This window comes from Parabacteroides sp. FAFU027, from assembly GCF_022808675.1.
Taxonomy (GTDB): Bacteria; Bacteroidota; Bacteroidia; order Bacteroidales; family UBA7332; genus CAXXIC01.
In genome coordinates, this window is the sequence record NZ_JAKZKV010000013.1 from 81,582 (window position 1) to 100,409 (window position 18,828).

Genomic DNA, 18,828 nt, shown 5'->3' on the forward strand with positions numbered 1-18,828 from the left:
AAATTTACATCAGCAATTGGGTATCTCTCAGATATTTTGTAGTTTTGCACCGCTTTTAAAAAGAGCAGTTTTGCTTATAAATCACGGCAAATAAATTTACAATACAAACGAAAGACCGTTGCGTCTTCGTCTCTTTGCGTTTAATTAAACCTATATAACTACAATGGCAAAAATCAAACCATTTAAAGGAGTACGTCCTCCTCAGGCATTGGTAGAAGAAGTGGCTTCACGCCCTTATGATGTGTTAAACTCAGAAGAAGCCCGTGCAGAAGCTGCCGGTAACGACAAATCGCTGTACCACATCATCAAACCTGAAATCGACTTCCCGGCGGGAACTGACGAACACACTCAGCCTGTTTACGATAAAGCGGTAGAAAACTTCGCTAAATTCCAGAAAGAAGGCTGGTTGGTACAAGACGAAAAAGAGATGTACTATGTGTACGCTCAAACCATGAACGGCCGCACTCAATACGGACTGGTAGTTTGCGCTAACGTAGAAGACTACCTGAGCGGCAAAATCAAAAAACACGAGTTGACCCGTCGTGATAAAGAAGAAGACCGTATGATCCACGTTCGCATCAACAATGCAAACATCGAGCCGGTATTCTTCGCATTTCCATATCAGGAAGAATTAGACGCAATCGTAAAAGCTACCGTAGCGGGTCCTGCTGAATACGATTTCGTTGCACCTGATGGTTTCGGTCACCACTTCTGGAAAATCGAAGACGATGCAACGATTGCCCGCATCACCGAACTGTTTGCCGGTATCCCTTACCTGTATATCGCTGATGGCCACCACCGTACTGCGGCCGCTGCATTGGTGGGTGCTGAAAAAGCAAAACAAAACCCAAACCATACCGGTGACGAAGAATACAACTTCTTCCTTGCTGTCTGTTTCCCTGACAACCAGTTGAATATCATCGACTACAACCGCGTGGTTACTGACCTCAACGGTTTGAGCGAAGAAGAATTCATCGCTAAAATCTCTGAAAACTTCATCGTAGAAGAGAAAGGTGCTGAAATCTATAAACCTAATGCATTGCACAACTTTGCACTGTATGTAGGTGGTAAATGGTATTCACTGACTGCCAAAGAGGGTACTTACAACGATAACGATCCTATCAGCGTTCTGGACGTAACTATATCTTCAAACCTGATCCTGGATCAGGTTCTCGACATCAAAGATCTTCGCTCGTCTAAACGTGTGGACTTCGTAGGCGGTATCCGTGGATTAGGAGAGCTACAACAACGTGTAGACAGCGGTGAGATGAAAGCAGCATTGGCTCTTTATCCGGTTTCTATGAAACAATTGATGGATATTGCCGATACAGATAACATCATGCCTCCTAAAACTACCTGGTTTGAACCTAAACTTCGCTCAGGATTGGTAATCCACAAATTGAACTAAGAAAATTATTTTCGTTTATACAGACTCCTGCTTTCTTTGATTGCGGGAGTTTTTTATTTACAGGAAGGGTAAATCCTTACTCATTCGGTTATACGAAAGTATTTAACAATTATAATCAAATGATTGCCCAAACCGCGATTTTTTATTTATTTTGCCGATACTTGCAGCAAATAGGAAAAACCCTGCATCTATAATTTTGTATCACAAGATGATAAACGAAAAGCAACTGATTGAATCGTGCATTAAGGGAGATCGTAAAGCTCAGAAAGAGCTATATGATACCTATGCGCGAAAAATGATGTCAGTCTGTTTTCGTTATGCCGGTGAATATGAATTGGCAAAAGATCTCCTTCAGGAGGGATTTATCCGGGTGTTTTCAAATCTGAATGCCTATCAGTTTATCGGTTCATTTGAGGGATGGGTCAGAAAGATTTTCGTGAATACCTCTCTCGAATACCTTAGACGTAATGATTTGCTCCGTGAAGCTCTTGATATAGACACAAATATCTCGGTAAATGTAAAAACAGAAAATACAGTCATTGAAGAGCTTTCAGCAGAAGATCTGATGAAAATAATCAGTGAACTCCCCCCCGGTTTTAGAACCGTATTCAACATGTACGCAATCGAGGGGTATTCTCACAAAGAAATCGCTGATATACTCGGAATTACGGAAAGTACCTCTCGCTCACAGTTAACCCGGGCGCGAATGCTTTTACAGAAAAGGATTAACGAGCTTTTATAAGAAATCAGGTTATGAAATCAAAACTCAAATCAAAGGGGCTGATTGCATTATGGATAATCTTAATACTATCTGTGAATAGTTGCCGGAACAATGAGCAGGTTATCAACTCCAACTACCTGAGAGTAAATGACACTACATGTATCTGGCAGGGAGTTTCTTATAAAAACCTGAGTGAGAATATTTCACTAAAACTTGACTCCGTACCCAACGATTCAAGATGTCCTGTAGGGGCAATGTGCATCTGGCAGGGAAATGCTGTTGCTGCTTTTACATTTACAAAGGGAAATGTTAAGCACTCATTCACTTTAAATACGATAACTGCTTTCAGGACAGATACTATTTTGGAAAATTACTATATAAAACTGGTAAAGCTTAGCCAACCGGATATTTATTCAGATAAAAGATATACCTATATCGCAACAGTTTTGATTAGCAAATAAATATGAAGATAAACGACAACCATATTGACAAACTCTTTAGCCAAAAGCTGGCTAATCTGGAGACTGATCTTCCGGATTCCTGCTGGAATGCCATAGAACAGGCATTGCCAAAGAGAAAGTCGCGCCCCATAATTCCACTTTGGGGAAGAGTGGCTGTGGCGGCTGTGGGGCTATTTCTGGTCGGAACCATTGGCTATCTGACTTTTATTGGTAAAACTCCGAACCAAACAGCATCGGTTATTTCAGATAAATCTAAGACAGCAATATTTCATAATGCGGCTGAAAACATAATATTTGCGGCGAATAATGCCGTTCAAAAACAGGACAAAAAAGCCGGGAAACAAGATTTCACAACAAACCATCAAGCAGTTGCAGTAACAAAAAAACATCGCGCTAACACTCAATTCAATATAGCTAAAGAAGAATTTACCGATAACAATGCGACAAACACTCCAACTGTCCGGGATAATTCGAATGTTGCTGAAAATGGTAATCCAGAAGCTGTTGCAACCAAAGTCGCAACCCAAAGTGAAATCGACGATTTCGCCAAAGCCGGAAATGAAATGGCATCCAATACAGATCAAAACACGTCTGACCTGCATAGCAGTCTGGGATTACAGCTAGCATTAACCGGTCCCGAAGGCAGTCAGAGCAAAAGTGAATTCTCTTCACTTCGAACTACTGCAAAAATGGATCAACTGATGTCGATTATCTCTGACAATCAAACATCAACAGAGACATCTAACACGACTGTTGTGCATGATTTGCCCATTTCCCTGGGTATCTCGTTGGAAAATGAGATCAGCAATAAGTTTGCACTACAAACCGGAATCACCGGAACCTATTTGAGAAGTACGCAGACATCAAACACCTCTCTCTACTTTACAGATGAAATCCAGGAGCTTTACTATCTGGGTCTCCCGTTGAGTATCGCTTATAAATTTGCAGAAAACGAACGTTTCTCATTCTATATTAAAACAGGCGGAATGGTCGAAAAGAATATTGGTGGGCGATGGAGAGACCGAGTTCAGAAGGATGGTAATGTTGTTTACACTAAAGTGCAACACGACCTCGAGAATAAGCTTCAATGGTCAACCTATATTGGTGGCGGTGCAAATTACAAACTATCCCAACGAATGAGGTTATACCTTGAACCGGCATTATCCTATTATTTTGACAATAACAGCAACATCGACAATATTCACAAACAGCAACGTTTAGATATAACATTGCAGGCCGGACTAAGAGCCGTTTTCGATAGCCATTAATCTCTTAAACACATATAACCACTATGAAAGTATTGCGTTCAGCCATTAATCTATTACTATTTTCATCATTACTGTTTATTGCGACTTCCTGTCTCGAAGGAAAAGGAAATTATCAGACGATGCAGGGATTAACCGGTAGCGTTATTGCAATTGACGGCATTAAGTATTTCAGGTCAGATAACGGATATCTGTTTAAATCGACCGAGTTCAATAGCTATCAGGTCAATGACAGATTAATGGCCTCCTTTACGGTTAATTATGACAATCAGGTAAGCAGTTCGTATTACACAGTAACAGAGGTAAATGCAAGCAAGTTTCCCCTTTTGAATATTACAGAAATTGAAAATGATGCTGCTGACACTGTTTTCTCTAAAGACCCTTTAGCTGGAATGGAAGCTCATTATATTTCTACCCAGGGAAGTAATATCTATCTGACACTTTACTCTTATTATGTGGGTTCAAGTAAAGATCATACACCTGTACTGATATATAATGACGCACAGCAAACCAATAGCGATACTTTAAAGCTGGAATACAGGATTGATAAAAATGGGGAGACGGGGACAACAACATATTACAATCTCACATCTTTTGATCTGACAAATATTTTGAATCAGAAACCGTCAAAGACTATTCAGGTAAAATATAATTTTCTGTCAAACTATTACTATTACTCATATACGAATCCTTTATATTCAAACTGATATGTAAAAAAAAGAAATGGCTGCAATTCAATTATGAATTGCTGCCATTTCTTTTCCTTGATGCACAAAATTCCTCCTTATGGACAATTCTATACTGTCCAAAATTACTATTGGAAATATTCTTATTCCTCTCTAAAGTTATCAACTTTTCCAAAGTTTCAGAACTTTGGAAAAGTTTACTGTAGCATCAATTCATCTTACCTAAAAATCAACTCTCCACCCTCAACATCAATCTCGATCGGTTTGGCTTTATCCACCAAACCGGAGAGGATAGCTTTCGAGAGCTCATTAAGCACGTAGCGCTGGATTACCCGCTTCACCGGACGGGCCCCAAACTGCGGATCGAAGCCCTCGGTGGCGATAAACTGCAAAGCAGCCGGAGTGTAGGTCAGCGTCAGTCCGTTGCCGGCGAGCAGGTCTATTACTGATTTCAGTTGCAGCTCCACGATGTGGGCGATTTCCGATTCGTCCAGCGGGGTAAACATAATCACCTCGTCGATGCGGTTTAGAAACTCGGGGCGAATCGTTTGTTTCAGCAAGTCAAGCACCTGCAACTTCGTTTGTTCGATGATCTGCTCACGGTTGTCGTGGGTGATCTTCTCAAAGTTCTCGCGGATGATCGGTGAACCCATATTCGAAGTCATGATGATGATCGTATTTTTAAAGTTCACCACCCGGCCTTTATTGTCGGTCAGGCGGCCATCATCCAGCACCTGAAGCAAAGTATTGAAGACATCCGGATGTGCCTTTTCGATCTCATCAAACAAGACGACAGAATAAGGTTTGCGACGAATCGCTTCGGTCAGCTGGCCGCCTTCATCATATCCTACATATCCCGGAGGTGAACCGATCAGACGCGTCACGCTGAATTTCTCCTGATACTCGCTCATGTCAATGCGGGTCATCATATTCTCATCATCAAAAAGGTATTCCGCCAGCGCCTTCGCCAGTTCGGTCTTACCAACCCCTGTAGTTCCCATGAAAATAAACGAACCGATAGGCCTGCGCGGATCCTGCAGCCCGGCACGGCTGCGTCGAACAGCATCGGCCACCGCGGTGATGGCTTCCTCCTGCCCTACTACACGTTTGTGCAGCTCCTCCTCGAGGTGAAGCAGTTTTTCGCGCTCGCTTTGCAGCATTTTATGCACAGGAATTCCGGTCCAGCGGGAAACAATATCTGCAATATCATCGGCACTCACCTCTTCCTTCACCATCGCAGCAGCGCCCTGCATCTGATGCAGTTCGTCCTGCGCTCTGACAATCTCCGACTCTTTCTCTTTGAGGCGACCGTAACGGATTTCGGCAACTTTACCGTAATCACCGTTGCGTTCTGCCTGATCAGCCTGGAACTTCAGATCTTCGATCTCGATTTTCGATTGCTGAATGCTGTTGATTAGCGAACGTTCTGATTCCCATTTTGCCTTAAGAGTCTTCTCTTCCTCTTTTAGGTTGGCAATCTCTTTATTGAGAATGTCCAGTTTTTCCCGATCATTCTCTCGCTTGATCGCTTCCCGTTCGATTTCCAGCTGCTTGATACGGCGGGTGATTTCGTCCAGATCTTCCGGCACGGAATCCACCTCCAGACGCAGCTTGGCTGCAGCTTCATCCATCAGGTCGATCGCCTTATCCGGCAGGAAACGGTCAGTAATATAGCGGTGCGAAAGCTGTACGGCAGCGATAATCGCCTCGTCTTTGATCCGCACCTTATGGTGATTCTCGTAACGCTCCTTCAGTCCGCGCAGAATGGAGATGGAACTCAGTTCGTCCGGCTCTTCCACCATCACGGTCTGGAAACGACGCTCGAGCGCCTTATCTTTTTCAAAATATTTCTGGTATTCATCCAGTGTAGTTGCACCAATGGCACGCAGTTCGCCACGGGCCAGTGCCGGTTTCAGGATGTTGGCGGCATCCATCGCTCCTTCGCTTTTTCCGGCACCTACCAACGTATGAATCTCATCAATAAAGAGAATAATCTCACCTTCGGCTTTGACCACCTCGTTAACCACCGATTTCAAGCGCTCTTCAAATTCACCTTTGTATTTAGCGCCGGCAATCAACGCTCCCATATCTAGGGAGAAAATCTGCTTCGACTTCAGGTTTTCAGGGACATCACCCCGCACAATACGGTGTGCCAGCCCTTCGGCAATAGCTGTCTTACCTGTACCCGGCTCACCGATTAAGATCGGATTGTTTTTGGTACGGCGCGACAGGATTTGCAGCACACGACGAATCTCTTCATCGCGACCAATCACGGGATCGAGCTTACCGCTACGTGCCCGTTCATTCAGATTAATAGCATATTTGCTCAGGGAATTATAAGTATCTTCAGCCGATTGAGAGTTGACTTTCTCTCCCTTACGCAGGTCAGCAATGGCGGCACGAAGCTCTTTCTCCGTTACCCCGGCATCTTTCAGGATGGAGGCAACAGTACTCTTCTCGATCAGTAGCGCCAAAATGATATGCTCGAGCGACACGAATTGGTCACCCATTTGGCCGGATAGGTCAATCGCTTTTTGCAAAACGGCGTTCGACTCGCGGCTGAGATAGGGCTCTCCGCCCGAGACTTTAGGATAAGAATCCAGCTGGCGGTCAATAATTGTCTGTATATTGGCAATATTCACGCCCAGCTTTTGGAAGAGGAAGTTGACCACACTTTCGCCTTCGGTCATGATTCCTTTCAAAATGTGAGCAGGTTCAATCGCCTGCTGATTTTTACCAGCAGCCAGTTGAACCGCTTTTTGTATCGCATCCTGCGATTTAATCGTGAAATTGTTCAGATTCATATCTTGTTCTCCTTTCTTTATCTTGCTTTAAGAGGTTTGAATGGCGGCCTTTCCAATCCTGCCTACCGCCTGATTACCACACCTTCACTTATCTAGCCACAAATAAGATACCAAGGCAAAAAAAGGATACATTTCAGCCATTTTGACATAAATATATCTACAAACCCTGATTCACCCCATGAATATCTGTCAAAATTTCCGACCACCAAACTGAACGACCATATTGTTCAGGAGAGATTATTATATGTATCAACTTATTCTCCTTGAAGAAAAACAGACAGCGCATGGTTTGATAATCATTGAATACAACCACAACATCCTGAGTCGTATTTACCCTAACTATTTTATTAAAGATATCTCTGGTCATACCAATCCGGAAACCCATCCCCAGTCGCACCACATCATCATGAAGGCTTAAGGAATCAAGTACATATCCCTGGTCATTCAGCATGTAATTTAGCCTCAGAACATTATTTCCTTGTGTAAAAGTATGCACCCGTATATCTGTGAGTTCAGTGATATTCTCATGAAACGGGGTTTTAAAAAGACTCAAAATATGACTTTTTCTCGCATCATACAGGTTTATCGGGAAAATGGCGGTAAAAAGTGAGTCGATAGTCAGGGTATCCGCTTTACGTGAGGGAGGTAAAGCATCTACAGAGGGGCCTTGGGCATTTACAGTCAGAAACGAAATTATACCCAGAATGCAGAACAGTATTACTTTTGCTTTCATATACAACTTCAGTTTGGTTTAGCACAAAGGTTTTCTGAAAAAGAATTTATCCCATGACACATTAAAAACAATCCGCTAACTTGCTTTGTTATAGCATACAATTTATTTTAATAGAATATCAATTATTCAACTAAAATCAGAATGCAATGAAGAAATGGATTAGTATGCTCATGCTGTTTATCGGATTAGGAACAGCAATGGCTCAGAATGGAAAAATTCAATCGCTTTCGGTAAATGACTTTGAAAAGGCTATCAAGCAAAAGAAGGTACAGCTGGTCGATGTCCGTACGCCTGAAGAATTCAAAAGCGGACATATCAAAGGCGCGTTAAACATTGATGTCAAGAATCCGGATTTTGACAATCAGATTCTTAAATTGAAGAAGAAGAGTCCGGTAGCAGTCTATTGCCGCAGCGGACACCGGAGCAAAATTGCAGCTCAAAAGCTTTCCGAAAAGGGCTTTGCAGTTATTGAGCTGGACCGCGGATTTAATGACTGGACCGGTCAGGGTAAGCCGGTTGAAAAGTAATCAGAGGGCGTTTAAATGATGATTAATCACCGTTTAAACGCCTTTATTAAGTTGGACCAATGCTAATCGCCATTTGCCTTACTCCTTAAAAAGTAGTAAGTTTGCACTACCAATTCCGAGAGATTTATGAAGAAAATATTCTATTTAATACTTATCCTTTTCACAACAACGATTCAAAACATGGATGCTCAGAAAGACAGCACTTTAGTGCTTATCGAAACCACTTTGGGAAATATCAAAGTACACCTTTACAACGAAACTCCCCAACACCGCAACAACTTTATCAAGCTGGCCAAAGAGGGTTATTTCAACGAAACTCTTTTCCACCGCGTCATCAAAGATTTTATGATCCAGGGCGGTGACCCGAATTCTAAAAATGCACCTGCCGGCAAATCATTGGGAACCGGTGGACCAAGCTATACTATTCCGGCTGAATTTGTTTACCCGAAATATTTCCACAAACGCGGCGCTTTATCTGCTGCCCGTCAGGCTGACTCCGTGAATCCGGAGAAACGTTCGAGCGGTTCGCAATTCTATATCGTTTGGGGAAATGTGATGAGCGACGGACAACTTAACGGCCTCGAAACTCAGCTGAACCAGGGTTTGCAAAAGAAAATCTTCGATCGTATGGCTGCTGAACATAAAAATAAAATTATGTCTTTCCGCAAAAACCGCGACCAGGAAGGATTGATGAAACTTCAGGACGAACTGATCGCCAAGTCAGGCGCTGAGGCCAAAGCCTATCCGTTCAAATTCACCGAAGAGCAACGTACGGCTTACACTACCGTCGGTGGTACTCCTTTTCTGGATAACGACTATACTGTTTTCGGTGAAGTGGTCGAAGGACTCGACATCGTGGAGAAAATCCAAAACGTGAAAACCGGTTCAGGTGACCGTCCGGAGGAAGACGTGAAGATGAAGATTACGGTGATCCAGTAAAAAGCCCCCCCTACCCTCCCCGAAAGGGAGGGAGTTAAGACCGACAAACAACAAGCACTTACGGTGTAAAATCTATAACCTTACCCATCCAAAGTCCCCTCCCGATAGCTATCGGTACTGGGGATTTATGGGTCGCCCTCTATTATGATAGAAATCAACAGACATACGCTCGATAACGGACTGCGACTGCTGCACTCCAAAGACGACAGCACGCAAATGGTGGCTCTGAACCTGATCTACAACGTAGGTTCGAAAGACGAGAATCCGGAAAAGACCGGTTTCGCGCACCTGTTCGAACACCTGATGTTTGGTGGTAGCGTCAATATCCCCGACTTCGATAGCCCGTTGCAGGATGCAGGTGGCGAGAACAACGCCTGGACGAGCAACGACTGCACCAACTATTACGATGTGGTGCCGAAGCAGAACGTGGAATTGGCCTTTTGGTTGGAGTCAGACCGGATGCTGAGCCTCGACTTTTCACAGAAAAGCCTCGATGTGCAGAAAAGTGTGGTCATTGAAGAGTTCAAACAACGCAATCTCAACCAGCCTTACGGCGATATTTCACTGTTGATTCGCCCGCTGGCTTATCAGGCTCACCCTTACCGTTGGTCAACCATCGGCAAGGAGGTTTCGCATATCGAAAAGGCGACCCTCGAGGATGTAAAAGAGTTCTTCTTCTCCTATTATGCTCCCAACAACGCTATTCTTTCTGTGACGGGAAACATTGATTGGGAAGAGGCAAAGGCATTGACCAAAAAATGGTTCGGTCCGATTGAACGGCGTAACGTACCGGTACGCAACTTACCTAAAGAGCCGACACAAATCGAGCCTCGCTTCCTTGAAGTGACGCGTAACGTTCCGCTCGACTCGATCACCAAAGCCTATCACATGCCCGCCCGCACATCGCCCGACTATCACGCCTGCGACCTGCTGTCGGATATCCTGGCCAGTGGACGTTCCGCACGCCTGTTCCAGCGGTTGGTGATGGAGAAAAAACTCTTTACCGAGGTAAATGCCCATATCACGGGCGATATCGAAGAAGGACTGTTCTTTGTAACGGGAAAACCGGCTCCGGGAATCTCGCTAGAAGTGGCTGAAAAAGCATTGGTGGAAGAACTGGAGGTGCTAAAAACTGAATTGATCGGCGAATACGAAGTGCAGAAGGTAATCAACAAGTTTGAGTCGCAGGATCTCTTCTCCAACATCCACTACCTCAACAAAGCGACCAACCTGGCTTATTATGAACTCTTTTCCCAGGCGGAAAATATCAATACTGAGGTGCTGAAATACCAGGCCATCACGCCCGATAAGCTGAAAGAAACGGCCTGTAAAATCTTCCGACCGGAGAATTGCTCCACGCTCTATTACAGGGCGGAGAAATAGGTTGTTTGTATCACAGAGGACAACAGAGTTATTACACAGAGAGCCACAGAGATTTATTATTTCTCTGTGGCTCTCTGGTTTTACAATAAATAAAACAACTTCGATGCTAATCAAACAAAGAAGGGTCCGAAAAAATTCTGTTGTCCGGATGGGTTCCGTTATAAAAACAACAGACGGCATTCATCACACAAACTTCACATTTGGGATTGGTTGGACGGCAGACTTCACGCCCCAAAAAGGAGATTGCCATACCAATCTCTCCCCACCGTTCCTTTGAAATGAGGCGCATTAATTGCTGCTCTACCTTTTCAGGTTGACTACCTTCAGCAATACCGATTCTCGGCGCAACACGCAATACATGTAAATCGACAATTATTCCTTCGGCTGGACGCCCGGCTTCTCGAAGAATCACATTTGCCGACTTCCGGCCTATTCCGGGTAACTGAACAAGTGACGGGAGGTCTAATGGCAGATTCTCCAAAGCTTTTTCTATCGCCGCAATCTTAGTCAGCCAAATACACTTGTTCCCGAAATTACGAACCGAATTCAAGTAACTGTGCAAATCTTCCGGTTGGGCAAGGGAAAGAGTTTCAAACGTAGGGTATGTTTCAAAAAAAGATGGCGCCAACTGATTGATGTGTTTATCCGAATCCTGAGCGGATAACACGACCATCACCACCAGTTGATAGAGATTATGGTAATCAAGCGGATGCTTACGTGATTGATATAAAGACATCAATTTATTCAATGCTTCTGACAAAGGTTGATTCATAACTTTGGTATTAAGGTGTGATTTAAATAATGCCATTCTCGACCATTATGTTCGTGGCATTGGCATATTTAAGCAAGCAGGAAAAATCATTATTTAGCATCAGAATAAAAAGGGTTTTTACACAGAGAGCCACAGAGCTGTAAATAACTCTGTGGCTCTCTGTGTTACGTTTCTGTGATATAAAACTCACGACTCTCCTACCAACTTCTCCATCGACTGCCAAAGCCGGTCTTCCGGCACAGGAGCTGTAACATCGACCAATTCCTTTGAAACCGGATGAATGAAACTCAACCGGCGTGCATGCAGACTGATACCTCCATCTGGATTGGAACGCTCTGCTCCGTATTTCAAGTCGCCTTTAATCGGACAACCCAACTTGGCCAGCTGGCAACGGATTTGGTGGTGGCGGCCGGTCTTCAGGTCTATTTCCAGCAGGAAGTAGTTATCCGAACGGGCAATCACCTTATAGTGTAGGATGGCTTTTTTCGAATCTTTTTTCTCCGTATCGTAAGCGACGGATTTGTTTTGTTTCTCGTTGCGCACAAGGTAGTGCGTGATAACAGCTTCGGTTTCTTTGGGACAATTCTTTACAATCGCCCAGTAAGTTTTCTTCACCTCGTGAGTCTTAAACATCTCATTGAGGCGGGTCAATGCCTTGCTGGTCTTGGCAAAAAGCACCAGTCCGCTTGTCGGACGGTCCAGACGGTGCGTCACCCCGCAAAAAACGTTGCCGGGTTTGTTGTATTTTTCCTTCAACCACTCTTTTACGATTTCAGAGAGTGGCTTATCTCCGGTCTTGTCACCCTGGACAATCTCGGAACAGGTTTTATTGACCACAATGACGTGGTTGTCTTCATAAACAACTTGCATGAGCTGTTTCTTTATGGGTTGATTGGGTTATTTGAAAGAAAAGCCGAACCCTGCATAGGATCCGACTTTTTTATGTAATGCTTTAGTAAAACACAGATTACATGTACATACCGCCGCAACAGTGGATAGTCTGGCCGGTAACGTAAGATGACATATCTGAAGCAAGGAACAAACAAACGTTTGCCACATCTTCAGGGGTACCGCCACGACGTACAGGAATGCTGGCTTCCCACTGTTTGCGGACTTCTTCTGACAACTGGTGAGTCATATCAGTGATGATGAAGCCAGGAGCGATAGCGTTGGCACGTACACCGCGAGAACCCAATTCTTTAGCAGTTGACTGAGCCAAACCAATCATACCCGCTTTAGAAGCTGAGTAGTTAGCCTGACCAGCGTTACCGTGAACACCTACTACAGAGCTCATGTTGATGATGCTACCTGTTTTTTGTTTCATCATGATAGGAGTACAAGCGTGGATGAAGTTGAATGCAGACTTCAGGTTCACGTTGATTACCATATCCCATTGCTGCTCAGTCATACGCATCATCAGACCGTCACGGGTGATACCTGCATTGTTTACCAAAATGTCGATACGACCGAATTCTTTCTGGATTTCAGCAACCACATTGTGAGTATCTTCGAAGTTTGCAGCGTTTGAAGCAAAACCTTTAGCTTTAACACCCAAAGCGATTAATTCAGCTTCAGTAGCTTTAGCGTTTTCGTCGATAGCCAAATCGGTGAAAGCTACATTACAGCCTTCCTGAGCAAATTTAAGAGCGATTGCTTTACCAATACCGCGTGCAGCACCGGTTACAATGGCTACTTTTCCTTCTAACAATTTCATTGTGAAAAATTTTTAGGATTAGAAATGTATAGTTTTTTGAACGAAATTTCGTGCAAAGTAAATGAATCAGAATTGAATAAGCAAACCGCCGCTGGAATATCCCCCTCCGAATACGGTCAAACCAAGCAGGTCTCCTTGCTTGAATTTATCCCAATTCTGGGAAACGACAATCATTGCGCTCGGCGAACCGGTATTCCCCAATTCATGAATATTATTGATGAATTTATCCAACGATACATTCAAATGGTTGGCCACATTCGCTACGATGCGTTTGTTAGCCTGATGGGTAATGATATAGGTCAAATCATCGGTGGTTTTTCCGTGATTAGCAGTCATAGTATTTAGTGCTTCGCACATGTACTTGGTTGCATTGATGAAGACGTCACGTCCGTCAGGCATAACCAGTCCTTCGGTGCGGGGACGAAGATATACGCCTTCAGTGCTTTTGCCTACAGTACCCAGACTGCGGGAGAAAACATCGATGATTTCAGCTTCACCGTCTTTCATTTTATCCTTTGAAACAAATACGGCAACAGCTGCATCACCCCAAAGGTGTCCCGATTGCGGGTCTGCTTCGTTAGAATAAGCAGTATTGTGTTCCGACGCGATGATGAGGGCCTTGGTAGCCTTGCCTGCCGCAAAGAAACACTCCGCAACTTCAACCGCATTTACAAATGAAGAGCAGGCCGATGAAAGATAAAAGCCTTTTGCATTGGCAATACCGAACTCCTTCTGCGCTACGTGCGCCAAAGTGGCAACTGTATCGTAAGGAGAATAAGATGCGCCGATAATTAAATCGACTTCTTCAACATTATAAGGAAGATTAGGGAGAGCATTTTTAACTGCTGCAATACCCATTGTGTTGGTATTTTCATCAGCAGCAGCTTTGGAACGGGTAGAAATACCTGTACGCTGGAGAATCCATTCGTCGGTAAGGCCGTTTACATTGAGAAAATAGTCATTATGGACTCTTTCGGCTGGGACATACGCCCCGGTCGCATTTATAAACATAGTTTTTGTGTAGGTTTATTTAAGTAATCCTTTAAATAGTAGCTTGATTATATCTTCTTTCAGTTGCGAACGTTCGATGCCTCCTTCGTTAAAGACACCCCGGATGTAAGGCACATCCAATCCTTTTAAAGAATAGTGGAGCACCATTACCATCGACTCAACATCAGGAATTTCGAAAACGCCTTCGTTTACTCCATCTGTCAGAATCTTACGCAACAGCTCTATTTCCTTGATATCAAACTGTTTCCGCACTTTCTCTACGCGCCAGATGTCCCGGAAGAAATCTGCGCGAAGGGTTCCGTTGCGGAAAACGGTCTCTTTTACCGCTTCGAGCCGTGTGAAGATAAAAGCGGTCAGCTTCTGATCTGGACGGATGTTGCGGTTGGCAACCTCTTCAAGCGACTGAATCAACTGTTGCAATTCGGTCTCGACAACGGCCATGTACACCTCATTTTTGCTTTTAAAATAGGTGTAAAGAGTGCGACGTCCTTTTTGGGAGGCCACGGCTATGTCGTTCATGGTAGTATTTTCAACTCCAATGCGGGCAAACAACTGTCTGGCCACATCTACCAGCAAATCTCGGGTACGGGATATCGGCATAACTCTATTACTATTGCACATTTGAATATAATCCGTGCAAAAATACAACCTTTTTTGCATTTAACCTTTACATCGTGCAATAAAAAGGAAATACAGGGATGAGAGTACAGCGGTTTTTCACACTACCTCTCCCCCTCATGGGCTTATTCCCTTATGTTTCTCGATATTAATTACTACTTTTGCATCCAAAATAAAAAACACAGAACAATATAACGCATGGAAACAGTAGTAAGCGGTATCCGTTCGACCGGAAACCTCCACCTGGGCAATTATTTCGGAGCGTTGCGCAACTTTATCAAGATGCAGCACGAAAACAATTGCTACTTCTTTATCGCTGATTATCACTCATTGACTACTCACCCTGACCCTGCGCACCTACACAGCAATGTGCGTCAGGTTTTATCAGAATATCTTGCTGCCGGACTTGACCCGGAAGTCTCTACCATCTTCGTTCAGAGCGATGTACCTGAAGTGACCGAACTTTATCTGCTACTGAACATGCACGTTTATATCGGTGAGCTCGAAAGAACCTCTTCTTTTAAAGAAAAAGTGCGCAAGCAACCCGAAAACGTAAATGCAGGATTGCTGACCTATCCTACCCTGATGGCTGCCGACATCCTGCTTCACAAAGCAAACAAAGTGCCCGTAGGTAAAGACCAGGAACAGCACCTTGAAATGACGCGCAAATTTGCCCGTCGCTTCAATACGATGTATAATGTGGAATATTTCCCGGAACCCTCAGCTTACAACTTCGGCTCGGAGCTAATCAAAATTCCGGGACTTGACGGTAGTGGTAAAATGGGTAAATCGGAAGGCAACGGCGTTTATCTCTTCGATGAACCGACTGCTATCCGCAAAAAGGTGATGAAAGCGGTGACCGACCAGGGTCCAACCGAACCCAATAGCGTGAAAGCAGAGCCGGTGGAAAACCTCTTTACCATCCTCAAAGTGGTTTCAAGCCCCGACACTGTAGCTTTCTTCGAAGAAAAATACAACAACTGCGAAATTCGTTACGGAGACCTGAAAAAACAACTGGCTGAAGATATCGTGGCTGTAACCGCACCTATCCGCGAACGCATCCTTGAAATACAGAAGGATGAAGAATACCTGCGTAAGGTGGTAAAAATGGGTGCAGAAAAAGCCCGCGAGAGTGCCAGCAAAACGGTAGCAGAAGTTCGCGAAATCATGGGATTCAAAAAGTTCTGATTGTTTGCCTGATTAGCATAGACGATATAGCCTGATGGAATTTTTCTGTCAGGCTTTTTTTATTGCACAAAGAGCTCTCGTTAAACTAATGGATGACGGACAATGTTTTTAGAGTAATCACTTTTAAAACACCCGATATGATAAAGTCCAGAATCACTACCAATCTATGGTTTGATGACCAGGCAGAAGAGGCTGCGAAATTCTATACTTCTATCTTCCCCGATTCCCAGATGGGTGAAATCTCCCGTTATGGCGAGCTCGGTTTTGAATATCATCACAAACCTGCCGGTTCGGTCATGATGGTGGAGTTTTCCATTATGGGGCAATCCTTTTCAGCGCTCAACGGCGGACCTATATTCAAGTTTAACGAAGCTGTTTCATTTATCGTCAATTGCGATACGGCAGAAGAGATTGATTATTACTGGGAAAAACTCTCCGAAGGTGGTGACCCCGAAGCTCAGCAATGCGGTTGGCTCAAGGATAAATATGGATTATCCTGGCAAATTGTCCCATCTGAAATGGCAACGCTGATGAGCCACCCTGACTCCGAAAAGACCGACCGGGTAATGAGTGCGATGTTTGAAATGAAGAAGCTCGACATCAATAACCTGCGAAAAGCATTTGATGGAAGTATTTGAAAAAGAAAAACCAAACAGGCTCATTGCTGTTTGGTTCTTCTTTATTTGGCCGAACAAGGAATATTGACGACTCCTCCAATATTTACATCGCTCATTACGACATTGTCCGTATTTGTAAAACTGACTCCAATGGGCGCTTTCTCTATATTGACATTCTTGAAATAGATATCTGTCACCTTTTTCTCCGGATACCCCTGAATGACCAACCCGGCATTGGTAGCCTCCCGACACTTCATTCCATTGACGAAGACATTATGAATGTCCGTTGCATATCCTTTTCCCTCCCCATGATAATAAGAGGTTATAAAGAAGCAATCTTCAACCTTATCAAAGGTGACATTATTCATAAATATATCGGTGATAAAACCACCTCGGTCAGGATTTGATTTCAGGTAAATGCCCCGTTTGCAATAACCGCCGTAGGTGCAATCTTCCACAAATACATTGCGCACACCGGCTGACATTTCACTACCGATTACCACTCCATGCAATCCCTTAAACTTACAATTACGGATGATAATATTTTCCGAAGGCATAGCTGTAGAACGGCCTTCGTGGTCCCGGCCAGACTTTATTGCAATATTGTCATCTCCGTTATCAAACTCAACATTTTCGATAAGAATATTGCGGGAATACTCCGGGTCAATTCCATCATTGTTGATGTTTTTGGCATCGTAACGAACCCCGCGAACGGTGATATTCTCCGATTTCAGCAAATGCACGCACCAAAAAGGCGAATTGGTTATTTTCACTCCTTCAATCAGAATATTCCTGCATTCAAATAGCTGTATCAACTGAGGTCTAAGGTAGTGATTCCTGCCAAAAATACGCTCCTTCAATGGTGTTCCATTGTGATTCATATCACGGCTGAGCATTTGAGCTTCGTCCTGTTTGCTTTTCCATGTATTGAAAGTTTCAGCAGCATTTCCATCAATGGTTCCTTCGCCGATTATCGAGATATTTTCAAGTTTATAACCATAAATAAAAGGACTGTAGTTATAAAGCAAAGTACCTTCCCAACTGGTAAGCACCACCGGCAAATACCGGGCAGCCTCAGAGGTGAACTTCAAACGTGCCCCCTTTTGCAACTCAATACACACGTTACTCACCAGATGAATCGGGCCGTTAAGGAAATAGGTTCCTGCGGGAACGACCAATCTCATGCCGTTTCGCTTCTGAGCTGCTTTCATCGCTTTATCAAAAGCAGGCTTGCAGTCTGTCAGTGAATCCCCCTTTGCTCCGAAAGATAAAATTGAGGCTGAGTATTCAGAAATTGCCGGAGGGACAATATTTTTCAAAATCGCATCCCGTCTGCTTATTCTAATGTCTTCTGGATTTGTTCCTGCTTTTACATCCATGGTACTATGTAATATTAAAACGCCAACAAAGGCTACAACAGCTTTATAGATACGCATATTCGTCTCTTTATTTCAAGGTTATCTTCTTTTCTTTTTTGCTTTAACAACGATACGACGTTTGGTCTCAATGACCATTTCCTTTGCAGAATCTTTCCGGGTAATCAAATGAGGAATACCTACCCCCACAGACAAACTCATCAGTATAAATGACGCTTTGGCACCGTTGTTGCACGTCTCTGCGAGCACTTGCATATAGTTAGCGTCTGCTGTTGCAGTCAGATTGATTAAACCGATCATCGTCCGATAGGCAAAAATCCCCGGCACCATCGGGATAACTGCCGGTATTGAAAAAACAAGCGGAGGAGCATGTTTGCTCAACGAAGTCCAGATACTCAGAAACCCCACCACTGTCGCTCCGGCAAAAGCAGCAATAACCACATTGCTTCCCGATTCAATCATGGTAAATTTCACAAAGCTGCCACATACACCAAGCACAAATACAAAAAACAGGGTGCGAACCGGCACATTAAACAAAACCCCGAATCCTATTGCTGCAGCTCCCGCCCAGAAAGCTTTTTCTATAATAGTAAACCATTCCATAG

At 43.9% G+C, this 18,828-nt stretch carries 19 protein-coding genes; 10 read left to right on the plus strand and 9 right to left on the minus strand.

Annotated elements, in window-relative coordinates; genetic code table 11:
- Positions 1-163 precede the first annotated feature (163 nt).
- The 5 genes from MLE17_RS16315 to MLE17_RS16335 all read left to right on the plus strand — a co-directional run bounded on the left by MLE17_RS16315 (position 164) and on the right by MLE17_RS16335 (position 4,562).
- A complete protein-coding gene (locus tag MLE17_RS16315; RefSeq protein ID WP_243349791.1) occupies positions 164-1,408 on the plus strand; it encodes a DUF1015 domain-containing protein in 1,245 nt (414 codons plus the stop codon).
- 211 nt (positions 1,409-1,619) lie between these two features.
- Complete coding sequence (locus MLE17_RS16320; RefSeq protein ID WP_243349827.1) at positions 1,620-2,150, plus strand: RNA polymerase sigma factor; 531 nt, start codon at positions 1,620-1,622, stop codon at positions 2,148-2,150.
- A gap of 11 nt (positions 2,151-2,161) precedes the next feature.
- On the plus strand, positions 2,162-2,590 hold the full coding sequence (locus tag MLE17_RS16325) for a hypothetical protein (RefSeq protein WP_243349792.1): 429 nt from the start codon (positions 2,162-2,164) through the stop codon (positions 2,588-2,590).
- Between the two features lie 2 nt (positions 2,591-2,592).
- Positions 2,593-3,858 carry a PorT family protein gene (locus tag MLE17_RS16330; RefSeq protein WP_243349793.1) on the plus strand — a complete coding sequence of 422 codons (1,266 nt, stop codon included), beginning with the start codon at positions 2,593-2,595 and terminating at the stop codon, positions 3,856-3,858.
- 23 nt (positions 3,859-3,881) lie between these two features.
- On the plus strand, positions 3,882-4,562 hold the full coding sequence (locus MLE17_RS16335; RefSeq protein ID WP_243349794.1) for a hypothetical protein: 681 nt from the start codon (positions 3,882-3,884) through the stop codon (positions 4,560-4,562).
- Between the two features lie 197 nt (positions 4,563-4,759).
- On the opposite strand, the gene clpB is transcribed toward MLE17_RS16335, so the two are convergent.
- Positions 4,760-7,345 carry an ATP-dependent chaperone ClpB gene (clpB, locus tag MLE17_RS16340; protein ID WP_243349795.1) on the minus strand — a complete coding sequence of 862 codons (2,586 nt, stop codon included), beginning with the start codon at positions 7,343-7,345 and terminating at the stop codon, positions 4,760-4,762.
- 157 nt (positions 7,346-7,502) lie between these two features.
- Positions 7,503-8,078 (minus strand): hypothetical protein, encoded by a 576-nt coding sequence (locus MLE17_RS16345; protein ID WP_243349796.1) that lies wholly within the window; start codon positions 8,076-8,078, stop codon positions 7,503-7,505.
- A gap of 146 nt (positions 8,079-8,224) precedes the next feature.
- Between MLE17_RS16345 and MLE17_RS16350 the strand changes: the two genes are divergently transcribed.
- The 3 genes from MLE17_RS16350 (at position 8,225) to MLE17_RS16360 (ending at position 10,927) form a co-directional block, all read left to right on the plus strand.
- Positions 8,225-8,605 (plus strand): rhodanese-like domain-containing protein, encoded by a 381-nt coding sequence (locus MLE17_RS16350; protein WP_243349797.1) that lies wholly within the window; start codon positions 8,225-8,227, stop codon positions 8,603-8,605.
- Between the two features lie 126 nt (positions 8,606-8,731).
- Complete coding sequence (locus tag MLE17_RS16355) at positions 8,732-9,544, plus strand: peptidylprolyl isomerase (RefSeq protein ID WP_243349798.1); 813 nt, start codon at positions 8,732-8,734, stop codon at positions 9,542-9,544.
- A 144-nt stretch (positions 9,545-9,688) separates the two neighbouring features.
- A complete protein-coding gene (locus MLE17_RS16360; RefSeq protein WP_243349799.1) occupies positions 9,689-10,927 on the plus strand; it encodes a M16 family metallopeptidase in 1,239 nt (412 codons plus the stop codon).
- A 106-nt stretch (positions 10,928-11,033) separates the two neighbouring features.
- On the opposite strand, the gene MLE17_RS16365 is transcribed toward MLE17_RS16360, so the two are convergent.
- The 5 genes from MLE17_RS16365 to MLE17_RS16385 all read right to left on the minus strand — a co-directional run bounded on the left by MLE17_RS16365 (position 11,034) and on the right by MLE17_RS16385 (position 15,024).
- Positions 11,034-11,735 (minus strand): endonuclease III domain-containing protein, encoded by a 702-nt coding sequence (locus MLE17_RS16365; RefSeq protein WP_243349800.1) that lies wholly within the window; start codon positions 11,733-11,735, stop codon positions 11,034-11,036.
- A gap of 150 nt (positions 11,736-11,885) precedes the next feature.
- Positions 11,886-12,569, minus strand: coding sequence for an RluA family pseudouridine synthase (locus tag MLE17_RS16370; protein WP_243349801.1), 684 nt, complete (start codon positions 12,567-12,569; stop codon positions 11,886-11,888).
- 97 nt (positions 12,570-12,666) lie between these two features.
- Positions 12,667-13,413, minus strand: coding sequence for a 3-oxoacyl-[acyl-carrier-protein] reductase (gene fabG / locus MLE17_RS16375; protein ID WP_243349802.1), 747 nt, complete (start codon positions 13,411-13,413; stop codon positions 12,667-12,669).
- A gap of 66 nt (positions 13,414-13,479) precedes the next feature.
- Positions 13,480-14,424: a 3-oxoacyl-ACP synthase III family protein gene (locus tag MLE17_RS16380; protein ID WP_243349803.1), complete on the minus strand. Its 945-nt coding sequence runs from the start codon at positions 14,422-14,424 to the stop codon at positions 13,480-13,482.
- 15 nt (positions 14,425-14,439) lie between these two features.
- Positions 14,440-15,024 carry a TetR/AcrR family transcriptional regulator gene (locus MLE17_RS16385; protein ID WP_243349804.1) on the minus strand — a complete coding sequence of 195 codons (585 nt, stop codon included), beginning with the start codon at positions 15,022-15,024 and terminating at the stop codon, positions 14,440-14,442.
- A 216-nt stretch (positions 15,025-15,240) separates the two neighbouring features.
- Here MLE17_RS16385 and trpS point away from each other — a divergent pair, with 216 nt between their 5' ends.
- Positions 15,241-16,230 (plus strand): tryptophan--tRNA ligase, encoded by a 990-nt coding sequence (trpS, locus tag MLE17_RS16390; RefSeq protein ID WP_243349805.1) that lies wholly within the window; start codon positions 15,241-15,243, stop codon positions 16,228-16,230.
- 137 nt (positions 16,231-16,367) lie between these two features.
- Positions 16,368-16,868: a VOC family protein gene (locus tag MLE17_RS16395; RefSeq protein WP_243349806.1), complete on the plus strand. Its 501-nt coding sequence runs from the start codon at positions 16,368-16,370 to the stop codon at positions 16,866-16,868.
- Positions 16,869-16,909: 41 nt separating this feature from the next.
- Here MLE17_RS16395 and MLE17_RS16400 read toward each other — a convergent pair whose 3' ends face one another.
- Positions 16,910-18,283, minus strand: coding sequence for a glycoside hydrolase family 28 protein (locus MLE17_RS16400; RefSeq protein ID WP_243349807.1), 1,374 nt, complete (start codon positions 18,281-18,283; stop codon positions 16,910-16,912).
- 21 nt (positions 18,284-18,304) lie between these two features.
- Positions 18,305-18,826: a threonine/serine exporter family protein gene (locus tag MLE17_RS16405; RefSeq protein WP_243349808.1), complete on the minus strand. Its 522-nt coding sequence runs from the start codon at positions 18,824-18,826 to the stop codon at positions 18,305-18,307.
- Between the last annotated feature and the right edge of the window lie 2 nt (positions 18,827-18,828).

Excerpts from the sequence above, each read along its gene's own strand:
- MLE17_RS16315 (WP_243349791.1), top strand. The coding sequence starts at position 164 with ATGGCAAAAATCAAACCATTTAAAGGAGTACGTCCTCCTCAGGCATTG.
- MLE17_RS16325 (WP_243349792.1), top strand. The coding sequence starts at position 2,162 with ATGAAATCAAAACTCAAATCAAAGGGGCTGATTGCATTATGGATAATC.
- MLE17_RS16330 (WP_243349793.1), top strand. The coding sequence starts at position 2,593 with ATGAAGATAAACGACAACCATATTGACAAACTCTTTAGCCAAAAGCTG.
- MLE17_RS16335 (WP_243349794.1), top strand. The coding sequence starts at position 3,882 with ATGAAAGTATTGCGTTCAGCCATTAATCTATTACTATTTTCATCATTA.
- clpB (WP_243349795.1), bottom strand. The coding sequence starts at position 7,345 with ATGAATCTGAACAATTTCACGATTAAATCGCAGGATGCGATACAAAAA.
- MLE17_RS16345 (WP_243349796.1), bottom strand. The coding sequence starts at position 8,078 with ATGAAAGCAAAAGTAATACTGTTCTGCATTCTGGGTATAATTTCGTTT.
- MLE17_RS16350 (WP_243349797.1), top strand. The coding sequence starts at position 8,225 with ATGAAGAAATGGATTAGTATGCTCATGCTGTTTATCGGATTAGGAACA.
- MLE17_RS16355 (WP_243349798.1), top strand. The coding sequence starts at position 8,732 with ATGAAGAAAATATTCTATTTAATACTTATCCTTTTCACAACAACGATT.
- MLE17_RS16360 (WP_243349799.1), top strand. The coding sequence starts at position 9,689 with ATGATAGAAATCAACAGACATACGCTCGATAACGGACTGCGACTGCTG.
- MLE17_RS16365 (WP_243349800.1), bottom strand. The coding sequence starts at position 11,735 with ATGGCATTATTTAAATCACACCTTAATACCAAAGTTATGAATCAACCT.
- MLE17_RS16370 (WP_243349801.1), bottom strand. The coding sequence starts at position 12,569 with ATGCAAGTTGTTTATGAAGACAACCACGTCATTGTGGTCAATAAAACC.
- fabG (WP_243349802.1), bottom strand. The coding sequence starts at position 13,413 with ATGAAATTGTTAGAAGGAAAAGTAGCCATTGTAACCGGTGCTGCACGC.
- MLE17_RS16380 (WP_243349803.1), bottom strand. The coding sequence starts at position 14,424 with ATGTTTATAAATGCGACCGGGGCGTATGTCCCAGCCGAAAGAGTCCAT.
- MLE17_RS16385 (WP_243349804.1), bottom strand. The coding sequence starts at position 15,024 with ATGCCGATATCCCGTACCCGAGATTTGCTGGTAGATGTGGCCAGACAG.
- trpS (WP_243349805.1), top strand. The coding sequence starts at position 15,241 with ATGGAAACAGTAGTAAGCGGTATCCGTTCGACCGGAAACCTCCACCTG.
- MLE17_RS16395 (WP_243349806.1), top strand. The coding sequence starts at position 16,368 with ATGATAAAGTCCAGAATCACTACCAATCTATGGTTTGATGACCAGGCA.
- MLE17_RS16400 (WP_243349807.1), bottom strand. The coding sequence starts at position 18,283 with ATGCGTATCTATAAAGCTGTTGTAGCCTTTGTTGGCGTTTTAATATTA.
- MLE17_RS16405 (WP_243349808.1), bottom strand. The coding sequence starts at position 18,826 with ATGGAATGGTTTACTATTATAGAAAAAGCTTTCTGGGCGGGAGCTGCA.